The sequence below is a fragment of the Streptomyces sp. NPDC002671 genome (genome assembly GCF_053592475.1).
The window spans coordinates 1-20,790 of sequence record NZ_JBSFVU010000064.1 but is presented as its reverse complement, the minus strand read 5'-3'; the positions used below and the strand labels follow the sequence as shown (position 1 = coordinate 20,790).

Here is a 20,790-nt window from a genome sequence, read left to right as displayed (position 1 = left end):
CTCCGCCGCAACGCCCGCGACCCTCGCCGCCCCCTCGCACTCCTCGGCCTCGGATGACCACGAACCGGACGTCATGCGACTACGCCGAAGCCCTGCTGCACGGGGTGCGGCCTCGCCGCACGCACACGATGCCGTGGGCGCTGTAGTCGGGTAGGCCGGCGTCCTCCAGTTCGACGACGCGGAAGGAGGCCCGATCGGCGACGCCGACGAGGAAGTGCGGGCGGTGGTCTGGGCAGCGGCGACCGGGGACAGGTCGAGTAGACGATCGCCGCCCACCACGGCTGCCTCCGCGTTGCCACGGGGCGGCGAGTGGAGCACGGCAGTGCCTCTTCTGACGCCCTGGTGGTGGAGGTGGTGCCCGTTGGGCAGCCAGACCAGTGCCCGGGCCGCCGGAAGCGAGCGTGACGGGCTGTCGCCGAACTCGTTCCAACTCCTGCGGACCCGCCTCATTACCCAACCATGACCTGGGCGGCAAAACCGTCTCGTCAGCCGCCACAATGCCGGGTACGTTCACCCCGTGTGCTACTACGCCGAGAAGCCCTACAAGCTGCACTACGCGTGCGTGCCCTGCCGCGTCGCGTTCAAGCGGCATCCCGGGCCCGGCGAGCACAGATGCCCCCGATGCTCAGTGCCAACGGTCTGTGCCGGCCACGACTTCGCGGCCCCACGGCGCCGAGACGCCAAGGCATGGACCGTCGTGGCTGCGGTACTGAACGCCGGACTGCGCTACGAGGGCCGCGAACCCTGCGGCTGCGGCAAGGAACCCAAGTTCCGCCCCCGTACCCGAGCGCAACTACGAACACGTCGCATTGCAGCAGCCCGACCCGACATCCCCCTCGCCGACATGCTGGGACACGCAGATCCACAAGCCTCCGCATGACCTGACCGAGTGTGCACAGGCGGCACATGATCTGCCACCTCGTCCCACAAGATCATTCACGCAACTGCGGTCAGAGTCGTTTTCAGTGCGCCTTGAGGCGTTTTCGGAGTGGGGGGGCGGGTGCGAGGTGGGGGAGTGCGAGTTGTTGGGCGAGGTGGTGGAGGAAGCGGGCCTGTTCGGTGCGGCTGATGCCACACGGGGCGGGGCGGGTAGGAGTTGGACGTCCTGTCCGCGCTGGAGGTGCTAGGCACAACGCCCGAGTCCCCTGCGAGAAGCGCGGCGCGGCCGTCGCACTGTCACCGTTTGTTGTGAATCCTGGTCGGCGGGCGTGACCTGCAGGGCCCTGCCGGGGGTTACTGGGCATGAGACATCGGCTGATCATCCCGGCAGTGCTGACCCTTGCCCTGATGTGCACGGGGTCGCCGGTGCACGCGGACGCGACCAAGACAGATGGCAGGGTCGGGCTGAGCGTCAAGGGTCACGGGCTGAGCGTGAAGCGGGCCGGAGGGTGGATGGACGGTCACGGGACGGGCGTCCGTGCTCGCCTGTACACGGTCTACCAGGGCGACCGAACCGACCTCACCCGGTGGAAGGACACCACTCCCCGCACCGTGGGGATCAGCAAGTTCTCGGACGTGGACTGGAACCTCAAGGGCCGGAAGTTCCCGAACGGGACCTGGTTGTGCATCCAGTTCAACCGTGCCGACGGCACCCCGTGCGCTCAGATCCACCGGTGACCTGGGCGCGCGGCGAGTGATCGTCCGGTTCTTCTGCTTGGCCTGCGCTGGCGCTCATGACTCCCCACGTAGAAGGGGCTGACGGACCTTCTCGATCAGGAATACGACAGCTGCGGAAAGTGCTCTGCGCCAGTATGCGGTCAGAGCAATAGGGAGATGTGGCAGCGCTCATATCCGTTACGTCAACCGGCCGGTGCGCCTCGTTGAAGGCCGGGCCGGAGCGGAGGAGCCCCGGCCCGGCTGCTTCAGGAGTTGCCGGCACCTACGACCAGCCGTGGAGAGTGAGGGGACCCGACTGGTTGAGGTAGCCGAGCAGGCCCGCGCGCGGGTACTCGATGATGTTCTCGGGGAGGTCATGGTCGGCGAACCACTGGAGCGCGAGGCACTTGCTGGGCTCCTTGTTGATGGGCGTCCCCTCCCATTCGGTTGCCACGAAGAAGAACCCGATCCGCTCAGAGCCGTCCTCCTGCCGGTGGTGCACGACGTGAACGAGCCGCAGGTGATCGGGGTCAACCTTGACGCCGGTCTCCTCGTCCAGTTCGCGGGCTGCCCCGACGGTGAGGGCCTCGCCCTGGTCGAGCTTGCCGGATGGCAGATGCCACTCGCCGCGGCGGTAGTCGCCGCCTCTCTGCGAGAGGAGGAGCTTTTCGCCGTCGTGGAAGATGACGTGGGTGTCGATGGTGGGCTGTGCCGGCTGTCCGCTCATGTTTCCTGGGGGGTTGGGGTGGTGGCTGAAGCCTCTGACGGTAGTGGGACGGTGGGGATCGCGTCGGCGATTTGGCGCGCGACGTCCGATGGGGGTATCTGGGTGGTGTCGATCACGAGAACCTTGGCGCCCAGGTCTTCCATGACGTTCGCAGCATCCCGGTACAGCTCGACTTCGCGACTGGGCGCTGTCGGGTCGGCCCGGAAGCGGTGGGTGACGCCGGCCTCGGCGATGCGGTCCGCGATCGTGCCAGGGGCTGCGGTGAGGATCACCGCCAAGTCGGGTTGCGGTGCGTAGTCGTTGAGTAGGAGGAGGAAGTCCATCGGCACACCGTCGAGCCGCTGAAGGGCGAGTGTCGATGCGACGTATCGGTCGGATATCAGCAGCTCGCCACGGCCGAGGGCGGGGTTGATCGTGGTCTCGATGTGCCGGTACCGGGCGGCTGCGACGAGGCAGGCCAGGGCAAAGCCGTGGAGCTGACCGCCGTGCGTGCGTGTGAAGTCTCCGAGGAAGTCCCCTCGGGGCGGCTCGACCGTCCACTGAGCGGGGATGCTCCGTGCGGAGAGGAGGGCGCGCAGCTCCCGAATGGTGGTGGACTTTCCCACGCCGCTCGGGCCGTCGATCGTGACGAAGAAGCCCTTGCGTTCCCCGGTCATGCAGCAGCCTCCAGCCCGGCCTGGTCCCGTTCGTGCTGCTCCCGGGTGAGCATCACGAGCGTGGAGCGGATCTCGCCCAGGGGGACGTCGCCGAACTGAATGCCGACGCTGAAGTTGAACTCGTCCCGCTGCCGCATGGACTCGTCGGCGCCGTCCCGGGTGAGGTCGACGTCCCCGTAGACGAGCAGAGCGTCCGGGGTTTACCCGCTGTCTTCGGTGAGGGCCTTCCACACCGGTGTGCCGGGGTAGGGGCGGAACTCGAAGACGCTCGCGCGGAGACCGCCGGGGCTGCGGTCGGCGATGTCCCACAGCTTGCGGATGTGCCGCACGGTGGCGTCGAGGTCGTCGCGGGTCTCGCCGGGGTAGCCGAGGATGAAATAGCCCTTGACGCCGATCCCGCGTTCCAGGAGGCGGCGGGTGACGCGTTCAGTCATCTCAGTGGTGATCCGCTTGTCCATGGCCTGGAGCATGCGGTTGCTGCCGGACTCGATCCCGAGGGCGACTTCCCGCAACCCGTTGGCTACGAGGACATCCAGGTCGTGGTCCTTGAGGCGGTCGAGGACGTTGATGCGGTGGTCGGCGAAGGTCTTCATGTGCTCGTAGATCACGTCTCGCACACCGAGGAAGAGATCGTCCACGAACCGGAAGGCGGTCACACCATGCTCGTCGTGCAGCATGTCGAGTTCGCCGATGATGTTCTCGGCGCTGCGCACGCGGATCTTCACGTCCGGGTTGGCGCTCCAGGCTGCCCCGCAGAAGCCGCAGTTGTATGGGCAGCCGCGGCTGCCGACGATGTTCGCCTCCACGTGCCCGTCCACGGCAGCAGCCGCCAACCACTCGGAGCCGCGGCACGCAGCGAGGCGGCGATCGGTCACCGACGGCGCAGCGCGGTAGGGGTCCTGTGGCAGGAAAGCGCGGTCGACGTACGGCAGGGAGTTGATGTCGGGGCCGAGCATCCGGGCCTTCGTCCGGGCGTCGGCTGTCCCCATGCCAGTGGTGCCGAGGAGCGGGTCCCGCCAGAGCACCTCGGGCAGTTCTCGCCGACGCTGCTCATCCTCCAGCAGGGCCGCGAAGCGCAGATCTGCCTCGCCGTAGGTGGCGTTCTCGTTGTCCGGGACGATCTGGACGCGGTCCGGCGCAAGCAGGTCGAGCTGGGTCAGGACCCCGCCCCGGCTCTTGGTCTTCTGAATGAACACGCCATTCTTGCAGAGCAGCAACATGGCGCTGAGCCGCTTCTTGAAGACGTCGCCGGTCTCGAGCGAGTTGGCCTGCTTGTTCAGCAGCTTCAACAGCGGGTGGTCCTCGAGGACCTCCTCGAACTCGCGCTCGTCGCCGCCGTGGCCGATCTGCACCGGCAGGGTGGAGGCGTGCTTGCTGATCGCCTCCATGGACTTGAAGGTCCAGATGGAGCGCTCGTAGCCCTCGATGATGACGCGTTCGAGGTCCCAGCCGTCCGCGCGGCCGGGGGTGCCCCAGACGTTCGTGACGCCCGCGTACGACATCGACGTGTAGACGCCCCCGGCGAGGAGGTCCTTCGTCTCGACGAGTGGGGGCGCTGGTTCCACGGCTCCTCTGGGGACGAGGAGACCGCGGATCGCAGGGAAGAGTTGGCGGGGCATCAGGCCCCCTCATCGCTGGACATCCACAGACCGGCGGTGACGGCGAGGAGGCTGACTGCCAGCCATCCCAGTGGCGGCAGCAGATGGAACAGGAGGGCGGTCTGCCCTGCGTAGGCGGTGAATGCGGCGATGGCACCGGCGTCTTGTTGCCATCGCCGCTTGGAGTTGCGGTAGACGACAACGCCACTGACACACAGCCCGATGAGGGCGGCGGACGGGCCAGCGGCCCAGTGCAGGGCGCCCAGCGCACCGAGGCCGCCGAGCACACCGAACGAGAGCAGGAGAAGCCCGAAGACCTCCCGGCCGATCTCCGAGTCGGGAAGCACCGACCCAGTGATGCCGGTGGGGTCGTCGTTCGACGGCTGAGGTTGCTGAGTAGTCACGCCGCGCACCATGAACAGCGGGCGGCGCTATTGTCGCGTGCTGCTTAGCGCTTGGGGCGTGACACCCCGGATACGTAGGCGCCGATGCCGCGCCGGTTGATCGTGCCGCCGGAAATGATCCGCGCGTTCGGGGGCGGGGTGGGGAGCTTCCGCTTGGCCCGCTTGCTCTGGTCGCCGCCGATCAAGTGCGTGTTATCGATCTTGGCAGCGCAGTCGTCGCCCTTGACTTCGTCGTACGGGCGGCGGCAGCCCTTGCAGTACACCTCCAGCGCGTCGACGCGCTGGCCCTCGGTCGCCTTGAAACTGCCCCGGTAGTCGACGGCGCTTGTGATCTTCGGCGTGACCTCGATCTTGGCCGCGACGACCCACACATGAGAGAGGTCCGGGGCCGCTTCCTCGACGGTCGGGGGCTCCGGCAAAGGAGTGGACTTTTGCTCGGGCTCGGTCGTCTCGGCTGGGGTCGTGATCGGCTCGGGGGCTGCTTCGGCTCGAGCCAGACGAACAGGCTCTCCTGCAGATGGGAGCGGCTGGCCTGGGGCAAGAGGGGAGCTGTCGCGGTAGTCACCGTTCCTCCAGGGGCACTGCGGGGTTGACGTAGAGCGCAACCCGCCTTCACTCCCGGAACGTCAACAGCCGTGATCTGTTACACCCCAAGGTCGAGGCTCTGGCGAATGACGTGGTCGCTCGTGCGCAGGGCTGCCGCGAGTTGGTCGTCCAATTCCCCTGGCAGCCTGCCGACTCCGAGTGCACAGCCATGGACGAGGGCACGGCAGTCCTCCGTCTCCTGATCAGGGGAGAGGTCCCTAAATAGCGGATGAGCCAGAACCTCTCGCGCGGCGTAGCCGTCAGTTGCTGCAGTGGTTCGGTGGTGCAGTTCCTTGACCATGCGACGTGCCGCGTTGCCCTGGGGTTGGTCTATGAGGTCGAGGATGGTGAGACCGAGCCGGATGTTGAAGACGGTCGTGCCGGGGTCGGGCTGGCGTTGGACGTAGGTATTCACCAGCTCGGAGAGCATGGCGGCGACGGGGCGGTGAGCGAGCTGGTGACACATCACCGCCAGGCAGGACGTGACGGCGTCTTCCCAGGGCTCGCCGGGTGCCGTCTGTGCCACGATGTTGGCAGCGTCAGCCGGGTCATGGCTGAGGGCTGCGAGTACAGCGACCTGACGACCGTCGAGCATCCGCTGTCCGATGCCGTTGTGCTTCTCAATGTGGGCCAGGGCGTCGTCCCAGCGGCCCGCGGTGGTCAGGGTGCGGGTGCCGTCGGCCAGAATCACCCGCCACAGCCACGCGCGTACCTCATGGCGGTCGGCGTCGCTGGTGGTCAGCTCGGCGGGTATGCGGATGCCCTCGAACTGGGCGCCGGTGCCCTCGCTGATGGCCTTGTAGAGCGTGAGCAGGCGATGCCGGCCGTCGTCGGTGTTGCCCGCACGGATTTGGAGGCGGGCGAGGTTGACCACAGGTTCGAGCGCCCGGATCGCGGTCATCCCCGGGAGGGGCGCGGCATGAAGGTAGGCAGCGGCGTGCTGGTGGCACCACTCTCGCGCGAGCTCGGGAAGCCCGATGTCGGAGGCGAGAAGCGCGGCCTGGTTGTAGACCGCGGACGCCAGGCCCTGGTCCGCTTTGGCCGCCGCGGTGTCGGAGAGTTCGACCAGGGCGTGGACGCGTCGCGGGAGGGGCAGGCAGGCGGGGCGGAAGCGAGAAATGAGGGGGAAGCGCTGGGTTATCGGGCCGTGCGGATCCATGAGGTCTCCCCAGGAGTGAACGGCGAGGAGCACGGCGTGGGGTGCCCGCCGGCGGGCGGCGGGCACCCCACGCTGACGGGCTACTGCCAGGTGACGAGGACGCGGTTCAGTGGGGTGTCGAGCAGGAAGACCCCGGGCTGCTGATCGACCGCAGGGGCGTCGAGCGGAAGGATCTCGAAGGTCGCTTCGCGGTCGCGGTACTCGCCGTCCCAGGTGCGGATGGCCTCGGCCACCTTCGCGGCCAGCTCCTCGCTGCCGGGGCCGTGGCCGATGACACCGAACTCCCAGAGCTTGCCGCCCTCGGGGGTCTTCTCGTCCAGCAGGCGCCGGGCGAGGTAGGTGACCGCGCCCTTGTCCACGGCGGCCGTGGAAGACGGGTACGGGTCCTCGGTGAGCACCGAGCCCTTGGCCGACTGAAGGAACAGCATCCGGATCAGACCGGAGGGCAGGGAGCAAGAGACGAACAGCTCCATCCACTCGGGGCTCTCCCCGGCGCGGACCTTCATGCCGGTCCACTCCTCGGTCCGCGGCTGTTCCAGTACCGCGGCGAGGGCGTCGGCGTCGATCTGCTGTCCTGCCGGAGCCTGGAGCCGCACGGTGCCGTCCGCGGTGAGCGGGACGACGCGCCGGTCGTCGTCGGCGATGCCGCGCCTGAGCGGCATGAAGGTGTTCATCTCCGAGCCGAACGACAGCCATCGTCCGTCCCGCTTCTCGTACACGATGGAGCGCGAGACGCTGCCCTTGAGCCGCTGGGGGGTGACGAGCCAGCCGCCGGGGGCGAGTTGTTCGAGCCAGGCGTGGGGGATGCCGTGCGCGCCGACGGTGGCGATGATCCGGTCGTACGGCGCACCCTCCGCGTGGCCGATGGCTCCGTCGCGCGTCAGTGCCTCGACATTGGTGACACCGGCGGCGGCGAGGTGGGCGCGGGCGCCCTCGACCAGGTCGTCATCGACGTCGATGGTCGTGACGTGCCCGTTGGGGCCTACGAGGTGCCCGAGCAGCGCGGCGTTGTAGCCGGTGCCGGCGCCGAGTTCGAGGATGCGCTCACCGGGCTGGGCCTGGAGCTGGTCCAGCATGAGGGCGACGATGCCGGGCTGGGAGGCGCAGGAGATTGACGTGCCGTCGGTGTCGTACTTGATGTGGACGGGTGCGTTGGCGTAGGCGTCGCTGAGGGCAGCCTCGGGGACGAACAGGTGCCGTGGCACGGTGCGCAGGGCGGTCTCGACCGCGGGAGTGCGGGCGTGGCCGTCGGCCTGGATCTGGTCCACAAGGGCGTTGCGAAGCTGTTTGGCGTCGGCCTCGTGCGTGGTGAGCGTGTCGGTGTTCACCGCGCTGACGCTATCGGCCGAAGAGCCGTTCGCCGCTGCTGACGCGGTGTCGTCACTCGATCCCAGGACTACCTCTCGTGCGATGTGGGACAGGGTGTGCTGATCCGCGGAAGGCAGACCTGCACGGTTGGCGTGGAAGATCACGTGGTGTGCGATGACGGCGCGTAGACCGCGTGTCAGGGCACCTTGGGCAGCGAGGTAGGCGAAGGTTGTGCCCGCCCGCTCGAAGGCGGCGACCCACTCCGCATGACCGTCGAGGGCCCCGCCCTCATGGCACAGGGTGCGAGCCTCGGCAGACATCAGCTTCCGCATCGGCGGCAGCAGGGCGGTGGACCGTTCGAGAGCGGGCGCGTCGGCACTGGGCCGCAGTGCAGCGACCTTGGCCCATACGTCCCCCTGCTCGAACCAGTCGAGGTTCGCGGCGCGCATGAGGCTGCTCATCAGCAGCACAGCGGTCTCGCGGCGGCCCAACCGCCCGGGGCCCGGCTGGTAGGCGAGAAGGTGACGACTGTCCTCGTGGAAGAGGGCGTGTGCGCACGTCATGGCGCTCGCGCCGCCGAACGCTTCGGTCTCCGGTTCGTAGATCCCGGTCGTCCAAGAAGTCGCGGTGCCGTCCGTCACCAGGTCGTTCAGCAGGGCTTTCACGGTCGGTGACGGACGGCCGGCCAAGTACCGGAGCGGCCAGGGCTGCTTGTTCATGAACCACCAGCCGGTGCACTGCTCGTCGGCCTCGGCTGCGAGCAGCGTTGGTGCGATGCGGTCAGCGATGGCGCGCTGTGCGGTCACCCGGTCCGGGAAGGTGATGTTGTGCTGCTGCCAGCGGTCGGGCGGCATCCGGTTTCCTTTCGAGGTCAGGCGATGAGCAGGCAGGCGTCCCAGGCGGTGCGGGGAGGCTCGGCGCTGGCGGCCGTGAGGACCCCCAGCGCAGTTCCCGCGGCGCCGTCGAGGAGGCCGGGCCCCGCACCGTCGTCCAAGAACGCGATGGCCGCCTCGTCGGGTGCCGTGCCGGGCGGCAGCAGCGTGGAGAGCAGGGCGGGGAGTACGGCGCGAAGCTGGTGAGCAGTCTCGGGGGTGGCGTCCCAGGCGGTGCGGGCGGCGAGGTGGGCGAGTCCGGCGAAGCCGTGGCAAAGCCCGGCATCCGCTGTGGCTCGGAGTTGCGCGGGGTCGGTGAGGGCGTCCAAGAGGGCGTTCTCGGCTTCCACCCGACGGTCGACGTCGCCGAGCGCGAGAGCGGCAAGCTGCTGCGCTCGCGCCAGACCCGCGGTGCCGTAACACCATGAGGGACGCCGAGGCGCGGTGGGTGCTACCTGTTGGGAGCGTAGGTCGTCGCGCGTGATCCAGTACGGCCATGTGGGGCCGCGCCCGGCGTTTGTCCTCCACCGGTCGAGCCAGGCCAGGATGGTGCGCATGGCCTGGTCATGGCCGGTCACGGTGACGCCGCGTCGCCCGGAGAGGGCGAGCAGCGCCAGCACGGCGCCGATCCCGTGGGCCATTCCGTTGTTGGCGTGGCCATCGGGGAAGCGGTCGTCCGGCCTGCCGGAGGGCCCGGTGGGTGTCCACCATCCCGGGAGGACTTCGCCGTCCTGGGTGATCGACTCGGTGAGGCGCACGCAGTAGTCGAGGATCGCCCGCAGGACCAGGCCTTCCTGGTCGCGGCGCAGGAGGTAGCTGCCGTACCCGGTCAGGCCCCGGATGGCGTCGAACTCGGCGAGCGCCGGCGGTTGTCCGGAGTCGATCCTGCGGTGCGCGGCGTCCAGGCGCCGCTGTGCGTCGTCGGTCACCTGTCGGTCCAGCAGGTCCAGGTCGCGCCGGTAGGCCCCTGGCCGGCGTTCGGCGGCGCAGGCCAGGACGTGGGCGAGGGCGGGGGCGCCGTAGAAGGGGTGGCTGTCGGCTCCGCTGGTGAACGGTAGGCGGGCGGCGGCGGCCAGCCAGTCGTGCGCCCGCTGCCAGGGGCCGAGCCCCGCCGCGGCACGCTCGATGTGCAGGAGGGCGATGCCGACCGGCCCGAGTGCCAGATGCTGCCGGGTTCCGTCTGCGGTGGCTGTGGCGGGGGCGGTGTCTGGATGCGCGAGGCGATCCGCGATGCTCGCGGACAGGGTGAGCGCGGGGTGGTCGTTCACGGCCGCCTCCCGGAGCGGGCGTTGAAGGCCAAGGCGGCGGCTCGGGCGAGGTGGAGACAGACTTCCTCTTCGGGGAAGTTCACCGCGACGTGCCGGACGAAGTGCACGTGAAGCAGGGAGGTCAGCACGTCGTCCACGGCGATGCCCTCGGTGTGCGGTCCCGGCAGGTGCGGCCGGTACTCGGCGAGGGCAGCGGTGCGGTCGGCCCACGCCGTCACGATCTCCTTGCCGCCGGGGACCGCGCGTAGGGCCGCCCAGTCGTCGCTCGGGTCGGCCAGCCGCACAGCTTCCGCGAACAGCGGCCGGGGGACCGGACCCGCTGCGCCATGCGGAACATGGTCGATCAGCCAGCGTGCGCCAGCCTCGGGACTGCCCAGGAACGCTGAAGTGATCGCGAGGCTGTGCGCGGCCACCAGCGTGCGCTGCTGCGGGCGCCGCGCCTGAGCGAGCTGCTTGATGACCGCGCGGGAGTCCGCCCGGAACACTTCCTCGGCGGCGCTCCATGCCGGCCCGGAGCCCCACCGTCCCATCTCGCGGTAGGAGGTCGGATAGCGCAGGTCCGACAGCAGACCGGCGGCACGCAGCTCATCGGCCCACGCGCTCACCGTGTGGACGGTGTCGGCGAAGTCGTCCGGGTCCGGCAGCGCGATGCGCAGGCGGAGATGCTGGTCGGGGTCGCGGAAGCGGATGAACCACCACGGCGGGGAACCGAGTCGGCGCATGAGGTCTGGCACGTGCCGGGCCAGTAGGCCGTCTTGGCGACGCAAGTCCCCGTACAGGGCGGCCAAGAGCACCGCGGAGGCGGCCGGGGTCTGCATCTGGGCACGGGAGAGCCTACGGGCCGTGGTTGGCTGGGGCAGCGCAGGCCACGCGGGGGGCCGAACCGCTTTGAGGGTGACCACGATCTCGTGGCCGCGGCCCCCGCTCCAGCCGTTCGCTTCCGGCGGGGCCGCCTCGGTGAGGACTGCGGAGGAGGCGCGGTCGAGGTACTGGCGCAGCAGGCTGAGGTGGGCGGCCTGGTCGAGGTCGAGTGGGAGCCGCCGGTCGTCCTGAACGAGGTGAACGTGCCGGGGGAGCCGCCTACGCGCGCGCCATCCGGACAACGCGATGTTCCACTCAGTCCCGGGCCGTTCCCGGGCGGGCAGGTCGGCCGCCTCCAGCCGCCAGCGGGCCGGAGCTAACACGATTCGGCCGTAGCGCAGTCGCGGGAGGAAGGGCATCGTCGCGGCGACGCCCCAGTCGAAGAGGGTCACCTGGGCGCACTGGGCGCGGGAAACCTCAGTGAGGAACCGGGCCAGCGGCGGCGTGTGCTCGGTGAGGTTCAGCGCGTGCATCCCAACTGCCTCAACCCGCTGGCCCAGGCCGGGGGCCGCCAGGTACATCCGGCGGCCGTCGCATGCCACCGCAAGGTCCGCGGGGGCGAGCACCGCAGCGTTGGGGGCGCGGTGCTCTTGCAGGCTGATGACCAGCGGCAGAACGCGGGGGGCCCGGGTGACGTGAGCGGTGTCGGGCAGCAGGGGAGGAAAGGAGAGCTGGGCGGGGACGGTATCGGCGTCGGCCGTTGGCAGAGCGGCCAACTCCGCGCTCAGCGCCTCGCGTCCGGCGGGAGTGAGGACGCTGAGGAAGCGGCCGGCGGCCACCCCGGCGCCGCGGGACACGCTCGCGACCTCCACCGTGAACCGGCCTCGTCGCACCTCTTCCAGGCTGGTCGCGTCTAGCCGCACGCCGACCTCCAAGTGCGGCGGCACCCGCGGCTCGTCCGGCCCCACGTCCAAGGCCGCCACCATCTTGTCGGTGAGCACCACCTCGTCGTGCCCGTCGAGCACAGCGGCCTGCGCGAGTCGGACTAGCACGTCGTCACGGGGGGACACGCGGCGACGCCGGGCACCCGCTGGGGCGCCGGGGTATCCGTCGGGATAGCCGACGCCGCTGTCGGCGACAGCTTCCAGAAGCGGCACCATCGTTCCGATGCCGTACCGCTCGTAGAACCTCTGGTGGTACTCACCCCACGCTCGTGTGCCGTACGGACGCGCGCTGAGCCGGGTGAGGACCGTCGCGGCGCGCTCCACCTCGCGCGCCACTCTGTCCGGGAGTAACACGTTGGCGTCCAGGCGTAGGTCGAGGGCAAGGGGATGACGGCGAAGGCCCGGCACTAAATCCCGCATCCGAACCGCCACGGCCTCCCGGCGGCTCGGGGTTGTGCACCGCTCCAAGCCCGTGCGGACGGAGTGCAGCTCCCGCACCGTCTGCGCGAGGGGCGCGAGGGAACCGGCCCCGACCGCGTCGAGCTGCACGAGGACATAGCCGAGGGCATCAACCTCTGTGGCCGGTGCCTGAAGGTTCGTGATCAGCACGCGCCGCCGGATCAGCCCCGCCAACAGCCCGTGCACCCGCTCGGGGAGCACGGCCGGGAACTCCGCGGACAGCTTCTCCACCAGTTCCTCGAACCGGATCGGCGCACCAGCCGTGCCAAGGACGATCCGCACCGGGGCCGTCAACTCGACGGACGCCTCGACGGCTCGGCGCCGATCGTGCAGCCCGTCGTCCTGGTAGGGGACAACCAGGCATCCGTCGCGTTCGAACGCTGTGTCGTTGACGACGACCGACAGGAGAGGCAGCAGTTCCCCGGTCTTCTCCAACTGCTCGACCAGGCCGGACAGCCACTCCGCGCTGGCACGGGCGACGACCTCATGGTCCTCCCCCCAGACGGCACCGGTGGGGGCGCCGAAGGCGGCCGTAGCAACACCTGCGAAGAGACCGAAAGGTGTTGCTCGATGTCCCGCTCGCAGGAGGTAGCGGGCCAGCGAGAACCCGACCCGGCGCACATCGCGCCCCGAAGGAGCGGCGGCCACACACAGCGCCTCGGTCTGGGCGGCGAGAGCCGGACTGGCGTGACTCACCGCCTCGGCCAGCTCCGGATCAGCCCAGACCACGCGCACCCAGGCGAGGCGGCTGGCCGTGATCTCCGCCTGCTCCTCGGCTGTGGAAGAGCGGTTGTCGAAGTTTGGGAAGGGGAACTGGGCCACGGCTGGCCGCGCGACGGCGCGCACGAGGGCAGTCGCGCCGGCCCGGAACGTTGGTGGTGCAGTCACGGATACCTCCTTGAGCCGGGCGGGTTCGGTGGGCGGCCGGTGCCGCCATGCGGGCAGCGTGGCGGCACCGGGCCCGTCAGGGCCAGATCAGGCGACGTTGGTCGTGCAGGCGCCGCAGGTGGTGCCGCAGTTGTCGTCGGTCAGGTTGGTCAGCCCGGCGGCGTCGGAGACCTCCAGCAGGCCGACGTTCAGGTCGAACCCGTCCGACTGGGGCGTCGTCGGCTCCTGAATCTGGGTGGTGCTCTGGGCGACGTTTCGCGTCATGACAACTCCAGGTGATTCACTCGGAATTACGGATTGGGTGGTGCTGCCAGAGACCCGGCGGGCGGAGCGTAGCCGTGGGCCATCCGCGTCGTTCAGGTTCTGGCCATCCCGGCTTGGTGTTCTCCGGGAAGCGCGGGGGTGGAATGCCGCCCGGCGGTCCGGCCCGTTCGCAGGACCGTCGGGCGGCCGTCTAGGCGGCGGACACAAAATCTTTCTGGGGTATTGGTGCCTGACTCGATCGCTGGGTCCGGTGCGGCGGGTGCCGTGCCGCGCGCAGGCCCCTCCCCAGAAGCCTGCGCGGGCTGCTTGTCCGCCGCGCCGGACCCGTTCTTCCCCTGCTCAGCACACCGGTCGAGTAACGGTGCAAGGGGAAGCCATGGCCCGTCCCCGGCTGTAGTCACCACACGGGCGTGCCGGGAGACGGGTGTTCATGTGGTGCTGGCGCTGATCGGCTCGCGATCCGAGGGTCGCGGGTCGATGGACTCATTCGTGATGGCGAAGACCATATGGATCGAGTAGCCGGGGTCGTCGGGTGTGCTGACCTGGTGCTTCATGCCCTGCGGCAAGATCAACACATCCCCTGACCGCAAGACGATCTCGTCAGGATCCCCCTGCGCGGTCGGCCAGATCCGCCACCGCTTCGCACCCCTCATCTGCACGATCACGCCGAGCCATGCGTCATCGTGCGCGCCGAGGGTGTGGTCTCCGGTGTGTGATTCGTAGGCCGTGCAGATCACGTCTCGTCGCAGCATGCCGACCAGGTGGAGCGTGGCGATGCTGAACCAGCCGTCGCTGCGCACGTTGACGCTCTCGTACACCTGGGTCCGTGGCTGGTCCAGGCGTTCCTGTGCGACGTCCTCCGCACTGACGCGGGTGAAGGCCGTGCCGTCGGCCAGGGCAACCGTCTGGCTCGGCGGATGGGTGTCCGCCACCGGCAAGGGCAGGCGTTCGATCCACGCGGGGTCGAACGCTCCGCTTACGTGTCTCAGGCGGTGAGGTGTCAACCTGATCCCGGGCAGGGCGGCCGTTGCCAGGCGCGCGAGGAACGTGGCGGCTGTCGCATGAGGCGTGTCTGCTTCCATGGACTTGGCCCTCCTCAGGAGTAGAGGTGCGTGGTGCCGCCGTCGTGGGAGAGCATCAGGCAGGTGCGTGCGCGTGCCTGCCGCGCGTGTGCGGTGAGGGTGTCGTCTCCGGGATGGACGACCTGGGACGCGTGGAGCACATCCCCGCTGTCCAGCTCGGACAGGCGCCGCGGGCGCAGTGCGATGATGCGCTGCTTGGTGTCGACCTCCTGGACGAGCACCTCGTCGGCGGCCAGCTCCAGGCCGCGAGGCGCGTACATGAGCAAGAAGGAGGCTGCGATGGGGTGCCGGCGCAGCACCTCGTTGAGCTCATCGATCAAGTCGGCCTGCTGCTCCACCAGTGTGGGAACCGCGATGGTCATCCACAACTCCCTAGAACGTAGGTGTGCAATGAGTGGTTTGGGTCGCGGCGTCCACCCGCCCGGGGGAGGGTGAGCCGGGTGGTCGCCGCGGCCCTATAGCCGTCCACTGGTGGGGGCGTGGTGTCGCGTGACCACTGGAGGCCGTTCTTGAGCCCGGCGTGGGGAAGCGGCTGGCCGGACGGGACCGGCAGGGCCCCGATCGGTCGTCCCCACGCCGGGGGTTGTACCTGCTCGATGGCCGCGGGCGGGACGGGCATCCGGGCCACCGGGCAGGGGCCTATGCGGCCGGGGTGTCGGAGACGCTGCTGTCGTGCAGCGGTACGCCCAGCAGCAGCTCCTCGAACTGGCCGGTCTCGGCGGCCCGCAGGCATCGCTCGATGCGCCGCAGGGCGTGGTCGACCGCGAGTTCGCGCACCTTGGAACGCTCGACCCACCGCGCGTCACCGAGGCGGCCGGACTCGGTCACGACCGGCTCGACGTCGTCAGGGACGTGCACCTCGTAGACGTAGTTGGTGCCCTCATGGTGGAGGCCCGGAGTTGCCGGAACGTGGTCCACGACGAGCAGGCGGCCCGCGGTGACCCGCAGGCTCAGCCCTTCGTCCAGGAGTCGGCTGAGCGCGCGCCGGGGCACCTCGTCGGCCCTGGCGGAGACTCCGGGCAGACCCCACTGGGGGGCGGCCACCCTGTACGGGCGGCTGACCATGAGCACCTGCGTACCCCTCATGATGAGGGCGAGAGCCCCCACTCGGCGGGGAGGCGGGTTCTCGAACCAGTCGCGCTTCTCCTCGGACATGACACTCCCTGGTCTCGATGGTGAGTCGTGAGCCCGATGCGGCCGAGGCTTTGCCAGACGGCCGCGCCGGGTTTGGCGCCTACCTGATGGCCGCAAGCCGAAGATCGCCCGGGCCGGCAGGCAGAGGTCTATGTGGCGTCAAGCCGGTGCTCGTTGGCGTTTTCGGTGGGCAGGAACGCGAGGAACAGGCGACGCTCGGCGAGGTTCTCTAGTACGCGCGCGTAAGCGACCGGGTCGGTCGTGATGGCCGGCCGGGCGATGGCGAGGATGCCCGTCGGCGTAACCCTGCATCGCGTACCGCCAGGCGCTCGCGAATCCGCGCCGTCGTTCGAGTGGTGGCGCCTGTCCCGCGTCGGCGAACGATGCCTTCGTCACCTGCCAGCCCATCTCTTCCACCGCGTAGGACTTGATCAAGGCCAGGTCGGTGTTGCGCTCGTCCATGGTGTGCGCGAGAACGTATGGAGCGACGCGCACCTGGGATCCGCGGGCGGCGATGGCCGCGATGATCTGGAGCATGTAGTTCCGCTGCAGCTCCTCAAGGCCTCCGGGTGGTGGCAGGGTGCTGGTGGGATGCCCGCGGTGAGTGATCATGTCCCTGTTCCTCTGCGTAAGGTCCCTGCTGCCGAGGGGGTGGAGGCCCCGGCAGCAGGGAGCTTGGTGCTGCGTGCGGCGAGGCCACCGTGCTCTCCGAACGCCGAGATCATGAGAAGGTGCTCAGCGCCGAGCCGAGTAGCGTTTCGTGCGGCACGGGGCCGGGCCGGAACTGGTCGAGGTGTTCCCTGAGAGGTCCGGGAGGCACGAGGCGGTCCGTGCGCATGCGCCTCAGCCAGTACGGTCCCGGCGGTTCGGCCTGCTCCAGCGGGGGAAGCGCGACCGTATGGGGGGCTCCGAGGCACGTCGCGAACCGGACGGGTGCCCAATGGTCACTGGTCCCCGGTGGTACGAGCCAGATAAGCCAGCCACGCCGAGGGTCCTCGATGACGGGACCACAACCAGGGGCGTCCGGGGTGTCCTTCGGGGACGACTGCACCTCGTCCATGAGCCTCACTACCCCGCGAGCCGCCAGGCCGCTCGCGGTGACCACGATGTCGAAGAACCTTCCGCCCAAAGGCAGTTGTAGCACACCACCTTGCTGGCATCCCATCAAGGCGCGCACTCGGGCGGCCAGGTGGTCCATGTCGGGGGAGGCGGCCGTGGGTGCGATGGTGTCAGTGCTCACCGCGAAGCCGACGGGGGCCGCGCGGGGAAGAGTCCTGTCCGGGGCGACGTTGCGGCGCGTGAGTGGGGTGTGGAGGGTCATGCTGACGCCTCCCAGGTGGCCGGGAGGACCACTTGCACGGTCTTGCCGATGGCCTCGCCGGTGTCGTCCCTCAGCACGTCCCAGGACAACTGGGCCTTTTCGCGGATCCACAGGAGCCCCGTCCGGCGTTGTGGGGTTGCGCGGCTGGTAGTCGCCTCTTCGAAGTTGTCGAACGTCGTCAGAGCATCATCGACCTCGACCGTCAGCTCGTATGTCTCTGGGACCAGAGCCAACCTGAGTTCGATACAGCCATCGGTGAAGGACCTGCCATGCCGAACAGCGTTGTCGACCAGCTCGTACGCGATGTGAGCGGCGCATTCGATGTCCCCGGTCCAGTGCCACATGGTCAGTCGAGGACGCACCCGCAGGCGGGCCCCGGAGGCGGCCACCGCGTTCGTCAGCAGGCGGATACTCCAGTTGAGCGACGGATCGTCGTCTGGCTGCAGGGGCAGCAGCCTCACGATCGCACTCACCGGATGCTGATGAGCCGTGGCCTGGGGGAGGGTCGGCTTCTCGGAGGGAAGCAGGGGGTGCGCCGACATGTGCCGCAGTTCCTCGCTGGTTCGGTCGGGGTGACGTCGCGGCGTCACTGCCGCGGTGCTGGGGGGCATCGAAAACTGGCCTTCCTGCGGTTGCGTGATCGGGAGTGTCCGGGTTCGTGCGTTGCGGCGGTCCGGGCGCAGGGTTCGACTCCCCGATGGGGGAACCAGGGAGCCGTCCTGAGCCGGGAACACGTCCCGCCCGTCGGCGTGTAATCCGTCGGCAGGGCGGGCGTTGGTCCCGCGCGGCTGTTGTGGGAGCCGGGGCGGGGAGGGACTGTCTGACGGCGCGACCCTGACCCTGCGGTCGCCATGGGGCCCCTGAGCCCGGGGCGAGGCGTACTGCTAGTCAGCAGGGTGCGGGTGCTTGGCGCACCTGGCGTGGATACGGCTCGTCACAGCGCCACCTGAGCCGCTGACTCGGTCATAGGGGACCGTCTCGTCGGTGGCCCGCATCGGCTGGTCGCAGGCCACGCACATGCCTTGTCCAGTAAGGGCCTCGAAGTGATCGCACAGCGCTCCGAGCGTGCGCGCCAGCTTCCTCGCGTACGCCACTGCGCCATCCGGGCCCATGCCGGGCCGGGCGCCGAGCTTGCCGCGCGCTTCGCCAACGCAGGCAAGCGCGCAGTACCGGGGCACGTCACTCTCTGGGAGTCGGGCAGCCAGTTGCTCCACTTCGGGGATGAGCAACTGCACGTGTCCGCGCAGGGTGAGGGTAAGCGTGTCCAGCTCGTCCACGGAGGCTTCGGCCAGAGCACGGCGTGCGGTGGCGCGCATCGTCCCGATGTCCGGTGGTGCCTGATCCCGCTCTGATGCAGTCGGCGGGTGGGTGATAGAAGTGGTCACTGTCGGCGCTCCTCAGCAGCGTTGGCCACGCCCCGGGAGGTCTCACCACCTCGCCGGGGTCCGTGTGTTCATGCTGCTACGGAGCGTGCACTGTGAGTTTCACGGCTTGTGAAACTTCGTCAGGTGAGCCCGATCCAGGTTGCGAAGCCCGACAGTGATTCCTTGCCGTACCGCTCCATGTGGATCAACGTCTGTACGGTCTCGCGTACTTGTGGATGGTTCCGGGTCTGCTCGGGGGCGACGCGGCGGGCGGCCTGGAGCGCGGCGAACGCCTTCTCGCGGTTGCCGTAGTCAAGCCACCCACGCGCGGCGTCCATGTAGAAACGGCCGGCCCGCACCGGCGCCACGTTCGCGGGCAGACGAGTGCGTTTCGTGCGGCGCACCACCTCCGGGCCGTCGTGCATCTCGACGGCCACCCCCAAACGGTGCATGGCCACGTTGGTCGGGCCGAACTCCAGGCCATAATGGTTCGCGTCGTGTCCGAGACGGCGTGCCGCCTCCGATGCGGCGTCCAGGTGCGCGTGGGCCGTGGGAGCGTTCCCGGCGCGGGCGGCGAACATAGCGGACCGCAGATGGACAGCGCCATGCACGCTAAGGGCGTCATCGTCCATGCGGCTGATGTCCTCGCCCACGTCGTACCGCACACGGTCCAGCAGCCGCATGCCCCGGTCGTACGCAGCGGCCTGGAGAAACAGCGTCGCGCGCTGCCACTGCGTACGACCCACACGCAGCGGGTCACCCGACTCCAGGGAGGCCCACTGCACACGGTCCATGGCCTGCGAGCGCAGGTCGAACAAACCCAGTGCGTACGCGATCGCCGTGACCCCGGAGTACGCCTCAGCGAGCAGACCGAACAGCCGCTCCCGGTCAGTGCCTTCCGCAGCGTGGCAGGCCGTCGACAGTTCATCGAGCAGCGGCGGCAGCGTCACGCCGAGCTTGGCGTATTTCGCCTTGCGCCCGAGCGCGGAGGCGCGCGCTACGTCGGCGGCCAATTCCTCGTACGGCCGCACGGCCAGATCCTCGTCGGGCAGGTCCCAGCTCAACATGGCGGTCTGGATGTCCGGGATTGTGGCATGCACGCGGCCCCGCTGAGGGTCCTCGTACGGCTGCCCGGTGAGCTGTTCCAACCGGACCCCCAGCGCGCGGGCAGCGCTGGCAGTCAGAGAAGGCGTGGCCGGTTTGTGGCCGCGCTCCACCTGAGCGATCAGTGACTTCGAGCAGGGGATGCGCTGAGCAAGCTGGAGCTGTGTCAGGCCGCGCGCCTTGCGTGCTTCGGCGATGCGCTGCCCGATCCGTTCTCCCGCTGCGTCGTCTGCGTACGGCATCATGGAGTCCTTCGAGTCTCGACACCTTGAAGGTACCCCTGGCGGCGCCGGGGGAACGGCGATCGGCCCTTATCTCTCAGCGAGGGCAGTTGCCGTGTCCGCTCAACTGTGCTGTCTAGGGCTCCCATCACGTTCAGTTCGAAATGTTGGGAGTGGACGCTCGCCCGCCTGGGCAGTCTGGCAGCCGCGCCGATCTGCTGGTCAGTCCTCAGCGCTGTCCGGGCGTGTCCGCCAGGCATCCGCTCGATGCCCGACCACACTGACCTGTGCGGCGAGTGCTCCGCGGAGCCCACCCTGATTCGGGCCGCCATCAGCTCCAGGTCCGGGCCCCGGCCGAGCTGATCCGCAAGTAGCGAGGCGTCCGTCGCCCACACCCTCGTCGGTCGCTGCCGTGAACAGCTCCCGCACTTCGGCGAGATCGCCCACCACGACCGTGCGCCGCCGGTCGATGTCGTGGACGACCATCCAGTACGAGCCGCCCATGCTTACGATCTCCTCGGCCTGGCCTGCGGCGACCGCGACGGCGACGGCGACGCGGGAGACTTCGGCGTCGTCGCCCCGACACACTCCGGCCACCACGGCGAGGACCGCTCGTGCTGTCACCACACGCACGCCAGCATCCAGGGTGTGCCACACCCTTGCCGTGCGCACGGCGCCCGCCGGGGCTTCAAAGGCGCCCCCGGCCAGCCACTTGCCATGCATCCTGTCCGCTCCTCTCACTGCCGCTGGAGAAAGTGCCGGGGCGGCGCAGCGTGACGCCGCACCGCCCCGGGGCCCGATCGCCGCCGCACCGGCCCACGTGGCAAGGGCCGCTCAGCAGGAGGCGAGACCCATTCCGAGGCAGTGGGCCGGCTGCCACCCAGAGGTCCTCGCCATGGGTGCGCGCACGTGGCAGGGTGAAACCTGCTTGCTACTGATTCGGGAGGGGAGTACGAGTGGCCGCGCCACCGCAGCTGACTCGGTTGCACCGCATTCTCATCGGCGTGGTCGTTGGCGGCGCCTTGATCATCGCCG

General features: G+C 69.3%; 20 protein-coding genes. 1 reads left to right on the top strand and 19 read right to left on the bottom strand.

The window, feature by feature from the left end; genetic code table 11:
- Nucleotides 1-1,242: 1,242 nt before the first annotated feature.
- A complete protein-coding gene (locus ACWD35_RS41620) occupies nt 1,243-1,617 on the top strand; it encodes a hypothetical protein (RefSeq protein ID WP_451356559.1) in 375 nt (124 codons plus the stop codon).
- Between the two features lie 262 nt (nt 1,618-1,879).
- On the opposite strand, the gene ACWD35_RS41615 is transcribed toward ACWD35_RS41620, so the two are convergent.
- The 19 genes from ACWD35_RS41615 to ACWD35_RS41525 form a co-directional block, all read right to left on the bottom strand.
- Nucleotides 1,880-2,323 carry an NUDIX hydrolase gene (locus tag ACWD35_RS41615; RefSeq protein WP_451356558.1) on the bottom strand — a complete coding sequence of 148 codons (444 nt, stop codon included), beginning with the start codon at nt 2,321-2,323 and terminating at the stop codon, nt 1,880-1,882.
- On the bottom strand, nt 2,320-2,979 hold the full coding sequence (locus ACWD35_RS41610) for a dTMP kinase (RefSeq protein WP_451356557.1): 660 nt from the start codon (nt 2,977-2,979) through the stop codon (nt 2,320-2,322). The genes ACWD35_RS41615 and ACWD35_RS41610 overlap by 4 nt, the downstream gene beginning before the upstream one ends.
- Nucleotides 2,976-3,116: a hypothetical protein gene (locus ACWD35_RS41605; RefSeq protein ID WP_451356556.1), complete on the bottom strand. Its 141-nt coding sequence runs from the start codon at nt 3,114-3,116 to the stop codon at nt 2,976-2,978. Before ACWD35_RS41605 ends, ACWD35_RS41610 begins: the two co-directional genes overlap by 4 nt.
- A 63-nt stretch (nt 3,117-3,179) precedes the next feature.
- Entirely contained in the window at nt 3,180-4,544 is a 1,365-nt protein-coding gene (locus ACWD35_RS41600; protein ID WP_451356555.1) for a phage portal protein, read from the bottom strand.
- 53 nt (nt 4,545-4,597) lie between these two features.
- On the bottom strand, nt 4,598-4,981 hold the full coding sequence (locus ACWD35_RS41595) for a hypothetical protein (protein WP_451356554.1): 384 nt from the start codon (nt 4,979-4,981) through the stop codon (nt 4,598-4,600).
- A gap of 44 nt (nt 4,982-5,025) precedes the next feature.
- Nucleotides 5,026-5,400: a hypothetical protein gene (locus ACWD35_RS41590; protein ID WP_451356553.1), complete on the bottom strand. Its 375-nt coding sequence runs from the start codon at nt 5,398-5,400 to the stop codon at nt 5,026-5,028.
- A gap of 224 nt (nt 5,401-5,624) precedes the next feature.
- Nucleotides 5,625-6,725, bottom strand: coding sequence for a hypothetical protein (locus ACWD35_RS41585; RefSeq protein ID WP_451356552.1), 1,101 nt, complete (start codon nt 6,723-6,725; stop codon nt 5,625-5,627).
- An 80-nt stretch (nt 6,726-6,805) separates the two neighbouring features.
- Entirely contained in the window at nt 6,806-8,887 is a 2,082-nt protein-coding gene (fxlM, locus tag ACWD35_RS41580) for a methyltransferase, FxLD system (protein ID WP_451356551.1), read from the bottom strand.
- A gap of 17 nt (nt 8,888-8,904) precedes the next feature.
- Complete coding sequence (locus ACWD35_RS41575) at nt 8,905-10,173, bottom strand: lanthionine synthetase C family protein (RefSeq protein WP_451356550.1); 1,269 nt, start codon at nt 10,171-10,173, stop codon at nt 8,905-8,907.
- Nucleotides 10,170-13,136, bottom strand: coding sequence for a lantibiotic dehydratase (locus ACWD35_RS41570; protein ID WP_451356560.1), 2,967 nt, complete (start codon nt 13,134-13,136; stop codon nt 10,170-10,172). Before ACWD35_RS41570 ends, ACWD35_RS41575 begins: the two co-directional genes overlap by 4 nt.
- Before the next feature lie 216 nt (nt 13,137-13,352).
- A complete protein-coding gene (locus ACWD35_RS41565; protein ID WP_451356549.1) occupies nt 13,353-13,529 on the bottom strand; it encodes an FxLD family lanthipeptide in 177 nt (58 codons plus the stop codon).
- 428 nt (nt 13,530-13,957) lie between these two features.
- Nucleotides 13,958-14,611 (bottom strand): JmjC domain-containing protein, encoded by a 654-nt coding sequence (locus tag ACWD35_RS41560; RefSeq protein ID WP_451356548.1) that lies wholly within the window; start codon nt 14,609-14,611, stop codon nt 13,958-13,960.
- Between the two features lie 14 nt (nt 14,612-14,625).
- Nucleotides 14,626-14,973, bottom strand: a complete 348-nt coding sequence (locus ACWD35_RS41555) for a hypothetical protein (RefSeq protein WP_451356547.1) — start codon at nt 14,971-14,973, stop codon at nt 14,626-14,628.
- A gap of 277 nt (nt 14,974-15,250) precedes the next feature.
- Nucleotides 15,251-15,766, bottom strand: coding sequence for an NUDIX domain-containing protein (locus ACWD35_RS41550; RefSeq protein WP_451356546.1), 516 nt, complete (start codon nt 15,764-15,766; stop codon nt 15,251-15,253).
- A gap of 138 nt (nt 15,767-15,904) precedes the next feature.
- Nucleotides 15,905-16,357 carry a hypothetical protein gene (locus ACWD35_RS41545; RefSeq protein WP_451356545.1) on the bottom strand — a complete coding sequence of 151 codons (453 nt, stop codon included), beginning with the start codon at nt 16,355-16,357 and terminating at the stop codon, nt 15,905-15,907.
- Between the two features lie 705 nt (nt 16,358-17,062).
- On the bottom strand, nt 17,063-17,608 hold the full coding sequence (locus ACWD35_RS41540) for a hypothetical protein (RefSeq protein WP_451356544.1): 546 nt from the start codon (nt 17,606-17,608) through the stop codon (nt 17,063-17,065).
- 342 nt (nt 17,609-17,950) lie between these two features.
- The gene (locus ACWD35_RS41535) at nt 17,951-18,451 is read right to left on the bottom strand and encodes a DUF6415 family natural product biosynthesis protein (protein ID WP_451356543.1); all 501 of its coding nucleotides are present in this window, start codon (nt 18,449-18,451) and stop codon (nt 17,951-17,953) included.
- Nucleotides 18,452-18,570: 119 nt separating this feature from the next.
- The gene (locus ACWD35_RS41530; protein WP_451356542.1) at nt 18,571-19,776 is read right to left on the bottom strand and encodes a helix-turn-helix domain-containing protein; all 1,206 of its coding nucleotides are present in this window, start codon (nt 19,774-19,776) and stop codon (nt 18,571-18,573) included.
- Between the two features lie 201 nt (nt 19,777-19,977).
- Nucleotides 19,978-20,478, bottom strand: a complete 501-nt coding sequence (locus ACWD35_RS41525) for a hypothetical protein (protein WP_451356541.1) — start codon at nt 20,476-20,478, stop codon at nt 19,978-19,980.
- Nucleotides 20,479-20,790 lie beyond the last annotated feature (312 nt).

Excerpts from the sequence above, each read along its gene's own strand:
- ACWD35_RS41620 (WP_451356559.1), top strand. The coding sequence starts at position 1,243 with ATGAGACATCGGCTGATCATCCCGGCAGTGCTGACCCTTGCCCTGATG.
- ACWD35_RS41615 (WP_451356558.1), bottom strand. The coding sequence starts at position 2,323 with ATGAGCGGACAGCCGGCACAGCCCACCATCGACACCCACGTCATCTTC.
- ACWD35_RS41610 (WP_451356557.1), bottom strand. The coding sequence starts at position 2,979 with ATGACCGGGGAACGCAAGGGCTTCTTCGTCACGATCGACGGCCCGAGC.
- ACWD35_RS41605 (WP_451356556.1), bottom strand. The coding sequence starts at position 3,116 with ATGCGGCAGCGGGACGAGTTCAACTTCAGCGTCGGCATTCAGTTCGGC.
- ACWD35_RS41585 (WP_451356552.1), bottom strand. The coding sequence starts at position 6,725 with ATGGATCCGCACGGCCCGATAACCCAGCGCTTCCCCCTCATTTCTCGC.
- fxlM (WP_451356551.1), bottom strand. The coding sequence starts at position 8,887 with ATGCCGCCCGACCGCTGGCAGCAGCACAACATCACCTTCCCGGACCGG.
- ACWD35_RS41565 (WP_451356549.1), bottom strand. The coding sequence starts at position 13,529 with ATGACGCGAAACGTCGCCCAGAGCACCACCCAGATTCAGGAGCCGACG.
- ACWD35_RS41560 (WP_451356548.1), bottom strand. The coding sequence starts at position 14,611 with ATGGAAGCAGACACGCCTCATGCGACAGCCGCCACGTTCCTCGCGCGC.
- ACWD35_RS41555 (WP_451356547.1), bottom strand. The coding sequence starts at position 14,973 with ATGACCATCGCGGTTCCCACACTGGTGGAGCAGCAGGCCGACTTGATC.
- ACWD35_RS41550 (WP_451356546.1), bottom strand. The coding sequence starts at position 15,766 with ATGTCCGAGGAGAAGCGCGACTGGTTCGAGAACCCGCCTCCCCGCCGA.
- ACWD35_RS41545 (WP_451356545.1), bottom strand. The coding sequence starts at position 16,357 with ATGATCACTCACCGCGGGCATCCCACCAGCACCCTGCCACCACCCGGA.
- ACWD35_RS41540 (WP_451356544.1), bottom strand. The coding sequence starts at position 17,608 with ATGTCGGCGCACCCCCTGCTTCCCTCCGAGAAGCCGACCCTCCCCCAG.
- ACWD35_RS41530 (WP_451356542.1), bottom strand. The coding sequence starts at position 19,776 with ATGCCGTACGCAGACGACGCAGCGGGAGAACGGATCGGGCAGCGCATC.
- ACWD35_RS41525 (WP_451356541.1), bottom strand. The coding sequence starts at position 20,478 with ATGCATGGCAAGTGGCTGGCCGGGGGCGCCTTTGAAGCCCCGGCGGGC.